At 71.7% G+C, this 10,174-nt stretch carries 12 protein-coding genes; 4 read left to right on the top strand and 8 right to left on the bottom strand.

The window, feature by feature from the left end:
• The 4 genes from ACIRA5_RS43865 to ACIRA5_RS43850 all read right to left on the bottom strand — a co-directional run.
• Positions 1 to 293: phosphoadenosine phosphosulfate reductase family protein (locus ACIRA5_RS43865; protein ID WP_403701256.1), on the bottom strand; the 293-nt coding region annotated here is incomplete at its 3' end.
• Complete coding sequence (gene cysC / locus ACIRA5_RS43860; protein WP_266629758.1) at positions 290 to 841, bottom strand: adenylyl-sulfate kinase; 552 nt, start codon at positions 839 to 841, stop codon at positions 290 to 292. The genes ACIRA5_RS43865 and cysC, both read right to left, overlap by 4 nt.
• Before the next feature lie 113 nt (positions 842 to 954).
• Entirely contained in the window at positions 955 to 1,776 is an 822-nt protein-coding gene (locus ACIRA5_RS43855; RefSeq protein ID WP_403701253.1) for a PaaX family transcriptional regulator C-terminal domain-containing protein, read from the bottom strand.
• Positions 1,777 to 1,791: 15 nt separating this feature from the next.
• On the bottom strand, positions 1,792 to 3,474 hold the full coding sequence (locus tag ACIRA5_RS43850) for an AMP-binding protein (protein ID WP_403701250.1): 1,683 nt from the start codon (positions 3,472 to 3,474) through the stop codon (positions 1,792 to 1,794).
• A 186-nt stretch (positions 3,475 to 3,660) separates the two neighbouring features.
• Between ACIRA5_RS43850 and ACIRA5_RS43845 the strand changes: the two genes are divergently transcribed.
• Complete coding sequence (locus ACIRA5_RS43845) at positions 3,661 to 5,019, top strand: acyl-CoA dehydrogenase family protein (RefSeq protein ID WP_403701247.1); 1,359 nt, start codon at positions 3,661 to 3,663, stop codon at positions 5,017 to 5,019.
• A gap of 22 nt (positions 5,020 to 5,041) precedes the next feature.
• Entirely contained in the window at positions 5,042 to 5,440 is a 399-nt protein-coding gene (locus ACIRA5_RS43840; RefSeq protein WP_075030547.1) for a RidA family protein, read from the top strand.
• A gap of 36 nt (positions 5,441 to 5,476) precedes the next feature.
• Here ACIRA5_RS43840 and ACIRA5_RS43835 read toward each other — a convergent pair whose 3' ends face one another.
• On the bottom strand, positions 5,477 to 5,671 hold the full coding sequence (locus ACIRA5_RS43835) for a DUF5999 family protein (protein ID WP_143603174.1): 195 nt from the start codon (positions 5,669 to 5,671) through the stop codon (positions 5,477 to 5,479).
• Between the two features lie 290 nt (positions 5,672 to 5,961).
• On the opposite strand from ACIRA5_RS43835, the gene ACIRA5_RS43830 reads away from it, so the two are divergent.
• Positions 5,962 to 6,423, top strand: coding sequence for a DUF6299 family protein (locus tag ACIRA5_RS43830; RefSeq protein ID WP_403701244.1), 462 nt, complete (start codon positions 5,962 to 5,964; stop codon positions 6,421 to 6,423).
• A 95-nt stretch (positions 6,424 to 6,518) separates the two neighbouring features.
• On the opposite strand, the gene ACIRA5_RS43825 is transcribed toward ACIRA5_RS43830, so the two are convergent.
• The 3 genes from ACIRA5_RS43825 to ACIRA5_RS43815 form a co-directional block, all read right to left on the bottom strand.
• The gene (locus ACIRA5_RS43825; protein ID WP_352048029.1) at positions 6,519 to 8,048 is read right to left on the bottom strand and encodes a UDP-N-acetylglucosamine 1-carboxyvinyltransferase; all 1,530 of its coding nucleotides are present in this window, start codon (positions 8,046 to 8,048) and stop codon (positions 6,519 to 6,521) included.
• Between the two features lie 125 nt (positions 8,049 to 8,173).
• On the bottom strand, positions 8,174 to 8,371 hold the full coding sequence (locus ACIRA5_RS43820; RefSeq protein ID WP_403701241.1) for a DUF4236 domain-containing protein: 198 nt from the start codon (positions 8,369 to 8,371) through the stop codon (positions 8,174 to 8,176).
• A 118-nt stretch (positions 8,372 to 8,489) separates the two neighbouring features.
• Positions 8,490 to 9,350 carry a helix-turn-helix transcriptional regulator gene (locus ACIRA5_RS43815; RefSeq protein WP_403701238.1) on the bottom strand — a complete coding sequence of 287 codons (861 nt, stop codon included), beginning with the start codon at positions 9,348 to 9,350 and terminating at the stop codon, positions 8,490 to 8,492.
• Between the two features lie 158 nt (positions 9,351 to 9,508).
• Here ACIRA5_RS43815 and ACIRA5_RS43810 point away from each other — a divergent pair, with 158 nt between their 5' ends.
• A complete protein-coding gene (locus ACIRA5_RS43810; protein ID WP_403701279.1) occupies positions 9,509 to 10,012 on the top strand; it encodes a GNAT family N-acetyltransferase in 504 nt (167 codons plus the stop codon).
• Positions 10,013 to 10,174 lie beyond the last annotated feature (162 nt).

The following is a 10,174-nucleotide window of genomic DNA, read 5'->3' as shown; positions in this document are numbered from 1 at the left end:
ACGGAGGCGATGTGCAGTCGCAGTCCGTGCTTTTCGACGGTGCGGTCTCGGTAGGCGAGGACTTCGGGGAAGTTGTGTCCGGTGTCGACGTGCAGGAGGGTGAAGGGGATCGCGGCGGGGGCGAAGGCCTTCAGGGCGAGGTGCAGCATGACGATGGAGTCCTTGCCGCCGGAGAAGAGGATCACCGGCCGTTCGAACTCGCCCGCGACCTCACGGAAGATGTGGACGGCCTCCGACTCCAGGGCATCCAAGTGCGACAGCGTGAAGGCCTGTTCGACCGTCGCGGAGGTCATACGAGCCCCCTCGCCGCGAGCACCGCGTGCACCGAGTCCGCGGACTCCTCCGGGGTCTGCAGATGCGTCTCCAGCGTGAGCGCCGGGTCCAGCGGCGGCTCGTAGGGGTCGTCGACGCCGGTGAGCCCGGTCAGCCGGCCCGCGGCCTGCCGGGCGTACAGCCCCTTCACATCGCGCTCGCTGCACACCTCGACAGGGGTGGCGACATGCACCTCGATGTACGGCGTCCCGCTCGCCTCGTGCCGCTCCCGGACGGCGTCGCGGCTGTCGGCGTACGGCGCGATGACGGGCACCACGGCGAGGACGCCGTTGCGCGCGAGCACCTCGGCGACCAGGCCGATGCGCTGCACGTTGGTGTTGCGGTCCTCGCGCGAGAAGCCGAGACCCGCGGAGAGGAACCGGCGGACCTCGTCGCCGTCGAGCACCTCCACCCGGTGCCCCTCCGCCTTCAGACGGGTCCCGAGTATCCGGGCGATGGTCGTCTTGCCCGCGCTCGGCAGGCCCGTGAGCCAGACGGTCGCTCCCTGAGCCCTTGCCGTGGTGGTCATACGTGCGGTCCTCTTCCTGTCCTGGCGTGCGGCTCACGACGCTAGGTAAGAAACATGAGAAGAGGGACGGAAGAGGCTGAGGGTTCCCTTAGCGCCTCATGATGTAACCGAGGTCACATGCCGGTGGGTTCGGTGAAGCGCGCCCCCGTGTCCCGCAGCCGCTCGTGCAGCGCCCGGAACACGGCGGCCGAGCGGGCGCCCGGCCAGTCCTCGGGCAGCAGCGCGGAGGGCAGCCCCGGGTCGGCGTACGGGAGGTGGCGCCAGGTGTCCAGAGCGAGCAGATAGTCGCGGTACGCCTCCTCGGGCGGGGTGTCCGCGCGCCGCCGCCAGTCGCGCAGCACGGTCGCGTGCTGGTCGAGGAAGGCCTCGTGCTGCTTGGCGATCGCCGCCAGGTCCCACCAGCGCGCGACCGCGTCCGCCGTAGCCGCGAAGCCCAGGTGCTCCCCGCGGAACAGCTCCACGTAAGGGTCCAGCCGCAGCCGCGCCAGGGTGTGCCGGGTCTCCTCGTAGAGCCGCGCGGGGGCGAGCCAGACGCCGGGGGCCGCCGTCCCGAAGCCGAGACCGGCGAGGCGTGAGCGCAGTACGTGCCGCTTCTGCCGCTCGGACTCCGGCACGGAGAAGACGGCGAGCACCCAGCCCTCGTCCTCGGGGGGCGCCGTCGCGTACACCCGCCGGTCGCCGTCCTCCAGCAGTTGGCGGGCGTCGGGCGACAGCGCGTACCCCGCGCCGCCCGCCGCCGTACGGGCCGGTTCGAGCAGTCCGCGGCGCTTGAGCCGGGACACCGACGAGCGTACGGAGGGCGCGTCGACGCCGACCGCGGCGAGGAGCCGGATCAACTCGGCCACCGGCACGGGGCCGGGCATGAAACGGCCGTACGCGCCGTAGAACGTGACGATGAGGGACCGGGGGGCGTGCTGCTCTGACACGTTGATCACTCTAGTGCGCGAAGATCACTTGGGACCGCCGCCGGTGGACAACTCACCCTCCGGCGCGGGCGGCGACGGAGTCTCCCCGCTCGCCGGCGCGGCGTCCGCGCGCAGCCGGAAGCGCTGCAGCTTTCCCGTCGCCGTGCGCGGCAGCGCGTCCAGGAAGACGAACTCGCGAGGGCATTTGTACGGCGCCAGCTCGGACTTGAGGAAGGCGCGCAGCGGCTCGGCGTCCTTGCGTGCCCCCTCTCTGAGGACCGCGTACGCCACCACCACCTGCCCGCGCGCCTCGTCGGGCCGCCCCACGACCGCCGTCTCGACCACGTCCGGGTGGCGCAGCAGGGCGTCCTCGACCTCGGGCCCGGCGATGTTGTACCCCGCCGAGATGATCATGTCGTCGGCGCGGGCGACATAGCGGAAGTAGCCGTCGGGGTCGCGCACATAGGTGTCGCCGGTGATGTTCCAGCCGCCGCGCACGTACTCCCGCTGCCGTGGGTCGGCGAGATAGCGGCAGCCCACCGGGCCGCGCACCGCGAGCAGTCCGGGCTCGCCGTCCGGCACCGGCGTCCCCTCGGTGTCGACCACCCGCGCCTGCCACCCCGGTACGGGGACGCCCGTCGTCCCGGGGCGGATGTGCTCGTCGGCCGCGGAGATGAAGATGTGCAGCAGCTCGGTGGCGCCGATGCCGTTGATGATGCGCAGTCCGGTGCGGTTGTGCCAGGCCCGCCAGGTCGCGGCGGGCAGGTTCTCGCCCGCGGACACACAGCGCCGCAGCGAGGTCGTGTCGTGCTCGTCCAGCTCCGCCAGCATCGCCCGGTAGGCGGTCGGTGCGGTGAACAGCACCGAGACGCGGTGCTCGGTGATCGCGGGCAACAGCTGCCCCGGGCCCGCCTGTTCGAGCAGCAGGGAGCAGGCTCCGGCGCGCATCGGGAAGACGACGAGGCCGCCGAGCCCGAAGGTGAAGCCCAGCGGGGGACTGCCGGTGAAGACGTCGTCCTCGTGCGGCCGCAGCACGTGCTTCGAGAAGGTGTCCGCTATGGCCAGCACATCGCGGTGGAAGTGCACACAGCCCTTGGGGCGGCCGGTGGTGCCGGAGGTGAACGCGATCAGCGCGACGTCGTCGGCGGCCGTGTCGACCGCCGTGAACGGTTCGTCCGGGGCGCCCGTGATGCGCAGTAGCAGGTCGTCGGGCGCGTCCCCGCCGTAGGTCGTGATCCGCAGCCCCGGGATCTCCGCCTTCGCCAGGTCGTCGACCGACCGTACGTCGCACAGCGCGTGGGTGACGTGGGCGATGGCGCACATGGTGGTCAGCTCGTGCGAGCGCTGCTGGGCGAGCACCGTGACGGCGACCCCGCCCGCCTTCAGGACCGCCAGCCAGCACGCGGCGAGCCAGGGTGTGGTGGGGCCGCGCAGCAGCACCCGGTTGCCGGGTACGACGCCCAGTTCGGTGGTCAGGACGTGGGCGATCCGGTCCACCCGGGCGAGGAGGTGCCCGTATGTCCACAGGTCGCCGGACGGCGTGCGGAAGGCGGGGCGCTGCGGTGGCTTGTCGGCGAGGAGTTCGGCGGCGCAGTTCAGCCGTTCGGGGTAGTGCAGCTCGGGCAGGTCGAAGGGGAGTTCGGGCCACTGCTCGGGGGGCGGGAGGTGGTCGCGGGCGAAGGTGTCGACGTGGGCCGAGGTCGTCGGCTCCAGGGTGTCGCCGTCCATGGAGGGTCGCCCCCTTGTCGTGGTGGGCTCTCAGCGCTCAGCTCGTGGCTCTCGGTGTGCTCGGTGCTCGGCTCTCGGTGCTCTCGGCTCGCGTCTCGCACAAGGAGCGTATCGTGTTGGTGACGACAGTCAACGTCTCGCGATAGCCTGGGGTCCCGCAGTCCGACGGCGGAGAGGGAACCGGCAATGACCGCATTCTCGCTCGATCCGGCACAGACCGCCTGGTGTGCCGAGCTGCGCGCGCTGGCCGAGGAGCGGTTGCGCCCGCTGGCGGAGAAGGGCGAACCGGGTCACGTCAACCGTGCTCTTGTCGCCGAGTTGGGCCGGCTCGGGCTGCTCGCCCGCCTGTTCACCTCGGGCGCGCTCGATCTGTGCCTGATGCGGGAGTCCTTGGCGCGCGGTTGCACCGAGGCCGAGACGGCGCTCGCCCTGCAGGGCCTCGGTGCGCATCCGGTGCACGCGTACGGCACCCGGGCGCAGCGCGAGCGCTGGCTGCCCCGGGTCGCGGACGGCAGTGCGGTGGCCGCGTTCGCGCTCAGCGAGCCGGGCGCGGGCTCGGACGCGGCGGCGCTGGCGCTCCGCGCGGACCGGGACGCCCCGGGGGTGCCCGCCTGCGCACCGGCGCCCGGCGAAGCCGCACCCGCGGCCCACGGGGCCTCGGCCGCGGCCTCTGGAGCGGCGCCCGGAGCCCCCCGAGCCGTGCCTGCGGCCTCTGCAGTCGCGCCTGCGGCCCCCGGCACCTTGCCCGCGGATCCCGGTTCCTTGCCCGCCGACCCCGAGCCCTCCGTCGTCGAGGCGCGGGAGTCGCCCGTTGCCGAACGTGAGGGCTCGGGGAGCTGGCGGCTCAGCGGGGAGAAGTGCTGGATCTCCAACGCGCCCGAGGCGGACTTCTACACCGTCTTCGCGCGGACCACCCAGGGCGCCGGAGCCCGTGGCGTCACCGCCTTCCTGGTGCCCGCCGACCGGCCGGGCCTCACCGGCACCCCGCTCGACATGCTCTCCCCGCATCCCATCGGCGCCCTCGCCTTCGACGCCGTACCGGTGACGGCGGACGACGTGCTCGGCGAGCCCGACCGCGGTTTCCGGGTCGCGATGCACACCCTCAACCTCTTCCGCCCGAGCGTGGGTGCCTTCGCGGTCGGCATGGCGGAGGCGGCCCTCGCGGCGACGCTCACGCACACGGCCGGGCGTGAGGCGTTCGGCGGCAGGCTGAAGGACCTGCAGACGGTGGCTCACCAGGTCGCCGAGATGGCGCTGCGTACGGAGGCGGCCCGCCTGATGGTCTACGCGGCGGCGGCGGCGTACGACGAAGGGTCCCCGGACGTGCCCCGGCGCGCGGCGATGGCGAAGCTGCTGGCGACGGAGACGGCCCAGTACGTGGTCGACGCGGCCGTCCAACTGCACGGCGCCCGTGCCCTGCGCCGCGGCCATCTCCTCGAACACCTCTATCGGGAGGTCCGCGCGCCTCGTATCTACGAAGGCGCCAGCGAGGTCCAGCGGGCGGTCATCGCCAAGGAGCTGTACGCGTCGGTGGAGGCCCCGTGAGCGTCGAGAGCCTGGAGGTTCAGTGAGCACCGAGCGCGTCAACCCGCCCGAACTCTCCCCGCCCACCGGCTTCTCGCACGCCGTCGTCGCCACCGGCACCCGCGTGGTCTTCCTGGCGGGCCAGACCGCGCTGGACACGGACGGGAAGGTGGTCGGCGAGACCCTCCCGGAGCAGTTCGAGAAGGCGCTGACCAATCTGCTGACGGCGTTGCGGGCCGCGGGCGGCACCCCGGCCGACCTTGCGCGGGTCACGGTCTACGCCACCGATGTCGCGGACTACCGTGCGCGGGCCCCCGAACTCGGCCGCGTCTGGCGGCGGTTGGCGGGACGGGACTATCCCGCGATGGCCGTCGTCGGCGCCGCCCGCCTCTGGGACGAACAGGCCCTGGTCGAACTCGACGGTTTCGCGGTGCTGCCGTAGCACCCCGCCCCGGAACTCCCGGAACCCCCGGAGGGACTAGGCGGCGACGGCCAGCCGCTCGGCGAACACCCGGTGCGGAGCGACCACGCTGCCGTCGGGGAGCAGTTCACCGCTGTCGTCGAAGACGATCGCGCCGTTGCACAGCAGGCTCCAGCCCTGCTCGGGGTGGGCCGACACGATGTGCGGAGCCCTGGAGTCCGCGGACGGGCACAGAGTTTGGTGGGAACACATGACGCACCTCCACGTCGGATGCGATGAGTGTCGACGGCACTGTCGCCGCCTCGCATAGGTAAGACCATGCTCCCGCGGCGAACTCATCGGAACCGCCGGTCGAGAAGCGTGACAACACGCGGACAACTCTCGAACGTTCCCATGACGCACGGACTCGACCCGCGACGGACCGGACCCGCCGTATACCGAACTCGCCGTATACCGGACTCGCCACCAAAGGGGTGAGGATCACCGCCTCGGGCCTGTGCGCCCGGTACCTGTGGAGCCCCCCACGTTCCAGGAGGTACCTCATGCCCTTGCGCCAGGTCTTCGGCGCGGCCACCGGCGCCGTGCTCCTGCTGCTGTTCGCCCCGTCCACCGTCGCCGTGTCCGCCGTCGCCGTGTCCGGCGGCGCCCTGTCGGCCCCGTCCGAGACGGTCACCGTCGACTCGACCGGTCACCTCGCCGCCGACGGAACCGTCACTCTCTCCGGCACCTACCGTTGTCTGAGCGGTACGGGGCCGGTGCTCGTCTCCTCGTCGGTGTCGCAGGGCGACCCCCGGATCCGCTACGGCATCGGCGGCAGCGCGGCGGTCTGCGACGGCGCGGAGCACCGCTGGGCCAACTCGGAGAAGCGCACACCCGGCACCCTCGCACCGGGCGCCGCCCATGTCGAGGCCACCCTGATGGAACTGAGCCCCGCCCTGGGCGGTCTGCCGCTGCCGCTGTTCCACGCGCTCCAGCAGCAGGACATCACCCTCATGGAGGGCTGAGCCGGCGCACGGGCGGGACGGGACGGCACACGGCGGGCTCGCCGAAGGGTGGCGCGAAGTCGTCCCCCGGCGAGCCCCACTACCTTCCGTTCGTCCTAGATGTCCCTGAACGTCTCGATCTGCGCTCCGATCGAGTTGAGCCGCTCGGCCAGGTCCTCGTAGCCGCGGTTGATGACGTACACATTGCGCAGCACGGACGTGCCGTCGGCCGCCATCATCGCCAGCAGCACGACCACGGCGGGGCGCAGCGCGGGCGGGCACATCATCTCGGCGGCGCGCCAGCGGGTCGGGCCTTCGACCAGCACGCGGTGCGGGTCGAGCAGTTGCAGCCGGCCGCCGAGCCGGTTGAGGTCGGTCAGGTAGATGGCCCGGTTGTCGTAGACCCAGTCGTGGATGAGGGTCTTGCCCTGTGCGGAGGCCGCGATGGCCGCGAAGAACGGCACGTTGTCGATGTTCAGGCCCGGGAACGGCATCGGGTGGATCTTGTCGATCGGCGCCTCCAGCTTGGAGGGCCGTACCGTCAGGTCCACCAGTCGCGTTCGGCCGTTGTCGGCGAAGTACTCCGGGGTGCGGTCGTGGTCGAGGCCCATCTCCTCCAGTACCGCGAGCTCGATCTCCAGGAACTCGATCGGCACCCGGCGCACCGTCAGCTCCGACTCGGTGACCACCGCGGCGGCGAGCAGGCTCATCGCCTCGACCGGGTCCTCGGAGGGCGAGTAGTCCACGTCCACGTCGATGTTCGGCACGCCGTGGACGGTGAGTGTGGTCGTGCCGACGCCCTCCACCCGTACGCCGAGTGCCTCCAGGAAGAAGCACAGGTCCTGGACCATGTAGTTGGAGGAGGCGTTGCGGATGACGGTCACGCCGTCGTGGCGGGCGGCGGCGAGCAGCGCGTTCTCGGTGACGGTGTCCCCGCGCTCGGTCAGCACGATGGGCCGGCCGGGGGAGACGGCCCGGTCGACCTGGGCGTGGTAGAGGCCCTCGGTGGCGGCGATGTCGAGCCCGAACCGCCGCAGCGCGATCATGTGCGGCTCGATGGTCCTGGTGCCGAGGTCGCAACCGCCCGCGTACGGCAGCTTGAAGGTGTCCATGCGGTGCAGCAGCGGGCCGAGGAACATGATGATCGACCGCGTCCGGCGGGCGGCCTCGGCGTCGATCGCCTCCATGTCCAGCTCGCTCGGGGGCACGATCTCGAGGTCGACCCCGTCGTTGATCCAGCGGGTGCGGACGCCGATCGAACCGAGCACCTCCAGAAGGCGGTAGACCTCTTCGATCCGGGCCACCCGGCGCAGCACCGTGCGCCCCTTGTTCAGGAGCGTCGCGCACAGCAGTGCGACGCACGCGTTCTTACTGGTCTTGACATCGATCGAGCCGGACAGACGACGTCCGCCGACCACGCGCAGATGCATCGGACCCGCGTAGCCCAGAGAGACGATTTCGCTGTCCAGGGCTTCACCGATTCGGGCGATCATCTCAAGACTGATGTTTTGGTTGCCGCGCTCGATGCGATTGACGGCGCTCTGACTTGTGCCGAGTGCCTCGGCGAGCTGCGACTGTGTCCAGCCCCGGTGTTGCCGGGCGTCACGGATGAGCTTGCCGATGCGTACGAGGTAGTCGTCTGCCATGGCGCGACCGTATATCTGATGTGAGATAAAGAGAAACGGAGCGCACCCGTCCGAGTAGTGGCCTACAGCACACCGCACCCACAGGGGAGTTCGGGTGCGGCGCCGTGGCGGCACGGCGAGTTCGCTCAGCGCTCCCGCCGGCGCGTCGTGCGCCGCCAGCCGAAGGGGCCCGGCAGATCCATCGACGTGGTGCGGCGTCCACTGCTGCTGCGGGTGTGGTGCGGCCCGTGCCGGCCGCCCGTGGTGATCGACCACGAGCGCCGGTTGATGTTCAGCCGCACCCCGGGAAGGATGCGGAAGCTCTTGCGGAACGTGAGAGGCATGGGTGGTCCCCCTTGGGGCATTTCACGGCATTTACGTCGTTTCGTGGCGCCGACTGTGGCGCGTCCCGTCCCCAGTACCCCGAAGCGGGCGATGGTTGCCTGTGAATTCCCGGCGTGTTCAGCCTCGTTCGGCTGCCCCGCGCTCCACGAGCATCTGGGTGCCGATGACCCCGAGGAGGGCGACCTGTTCGGCGTCCCGCGTTCCCGGCTCGACCGTGTAGACCATGATGTGCAGGTCGCTGCCCGCGACGCTGAGCACGTCGCAGTCGAGCGTCAGGGGGCCCAGCTGCGGATGGTCGATGGTCTTGCGCGAGGCCTCGTGGTGGCCCACGGCCTCGGACTTCCACAGCTCGTCGAACCGGTCGCTGTTCGCGCGCAGCTCCTCGATCAGGCGCCGCAGTCGCTGGTCCGCCGGATACCTGCGCGCGGTCGCGCGCAGGTCGGCGACCACGGTGGTCTCGAACTCGCGCCGTGCCTCGGGGGTGTGGCGGACGTGGGTGCCTGGGCCCACGAGGTTGCGCCACACCGCGTTGCGCTCGTTGCCGCGCCAGCCGGACGGGTCGCCCATCAGGGCCGCGTACAGCGGGTTGGCCAGCAGCAGGTTCCATGCCGCGTCGAAGACCGCGACGGGCGTTCCGGTCAGCCGGTCCAGCATCCGGTGCACGCCGGGGGTGATGTGGGCGGGCACCGTGCCGCGTCCCGGTGGGGCCAGCCCGGCGAGATGGAAGAGGTGTTCGCGTTCGGCGCCGGACAGCCGCAGCGCCCGGCCGAGCGCCTCGACGATCTGCTCCGAGGGGTTGCTCGCCCGGCCCTGTTCGAGACGGGTGACATAGTCGACCGAGATCCCGGCCAGCAGGGCCAGCTCCTCGCGGCGCAGTCCGGCCGCGCGCCGGTGCCCGCCGACGGGGAGCCCGGCCGCCTCGGGGGAGACCCGGTCCCGCCAGCGCCGGACCGTCCGCCCGAACTCCGTACTCGCCATGCCCCCACTGTGCACCGGTCGGCCCGCCCGTGCCTGGTACTGGCGGTGCCAGGCACGGGCGGCCGGACCCGTGACCGCCCGCCCCGCCCCGCCCCGAGCGCGGTGTTCCCCGCCCAGAACGCCGTCGACAGGGTGTCGCCGTGCCCGCGTATCCGCCGATGCCGTCGCTCCTCGAGACCGCCCGGCTGACGCTGCGGCCGTGGTCCGACTCCGATGCCGAGGGTCACAGCGCGCTCTTCGCGGAACGGGGCGACGGGCCGCTCCCGGTCGAACGGAGCCGCGAGATCATCGCGGCCCAGCTCGCCGCGGCGGCGTCGACCGGCATCGCTCTGCTGCCCGTCGACCGCCGCGACACGGGCGCCTTCATCGGCTACTGCGGGCTCCTCGTCGGCCGGGCCTCCCTCGACGAACCCGAGATCGCGTACGAGTTGTTCCGGAGCGCCCACGGGCACGGCTATGCGACCGAGGCGGCCTCCGCGGTGCTCGCCGCCGCGGGCGCGACCGGGCGCGGGCGGGTCCGGGCGACCGTGCGCACCTGGAACGCTCCGTCGTTCCGTGTCCTCGAAAAGCTCGGGTTCGAGCGCGACCACGTCTCGGCCGACGACCGCGGCGAGCTGGTGTGGCTCACGCGCGCGCTGCCCCGGGCGCGCCGGAGTGACTGACGGCAGGTCGACAGCATGCCGGGCATGACCCGGGGGCGCCCATGTACTAGAGTTATCTCGACATCGAGATATCTGCCGAGGTGCACCGCAGCCGCACGGTGTCGTCAGGTCCGACAGTAAGGCTTGCCTAACTTAGCCTTACCTTAGCGGATCGGCCAAGAC

The sequence above is a fragment of the Streptomyces sp. NPDC096311 genome, assembly GCF_044763085.1.
Taxonomy (GTDB): domain Bacteria; phylum Actinomycetota; class Actinomycetes; order Streptomycetales; family Streptomycetaceae; genus Streptomyces.
The sequence above is the reverse complement of the archived record's forward strand: the minus strand, read 5'-3'. Positions and strand labels throughout refer to the sequence as shown.

Excerpts from the sequence above, each read along its gene's own strand:
- cysC (WP_266629758.1), bottom strand. The coding sequence starts at position 841 with ATGACCACCACGGCAAGGGCTCAGGGAGCGACCGTCTGGCTCACGGGC.
- ACIRA5_RS43830 (WP_403701244.1), top strand. The coding sequence starts at position 5,962 with ATGCCCTTGCGCCAGGTCTTCGGCGCGGCCACCGGCGCCGTGCTCCTG.
- ACIRA5_RS43815 (WP_403701238.1), bottom strand. The coding sequence starts at position 9,350 with ATGGCGAGTACGGAGTTCGGGCGGACGGTCCGGCGCTGGCGGGACCGG.
- ACIRA5_RS43820 (WP_403701241.1), bottom strand. The coding sequence starts at position 8,371 with ATGCCTCTCACGTTCCGCAAGAGCTTCCGCATCCTTCCCGGGGTGCGG.
- ACIRA5_RS43845 (WP_403701247.1), top strand. The coding sequence starts at position 3,661 with ATGACCGCATTCTCGCTCGATCCGGCACAGACCGCCTGGTGTGCCGAG.
- ACIRA5_RS43835 (WP_143603174.1), bottom strand. The coding sequence starts at position 5,671 with ATGTGTTCCCACCAAACTCTGTGCCCGTCCGCGGACTCCAGGGCTCCG.
- ACIRA5_RS43850 (WP_403701250.1), bottom strand. The coding sequence starts at position 3,474 with ATGGACGGCGACACCCTGGAGCCGACGACCTCGGCCCACGTCGACACC.
- ACIRA5_RS43810 (WP_403701279.1), top strand. The coding sequence starts at position 9,509 with ATGCCGTCGCTCCTCGAGACCGCCCGGCTGACGCTGCGGCCGTGGTCC.
- ACIRA5_RS43825 (WP_352048029.1), bottom strand. The coding sequence starts at position 8,048 with ATGGCAGACGACTACCTCGTACGCATCGGCAAGCTCATCCGTGACGCC.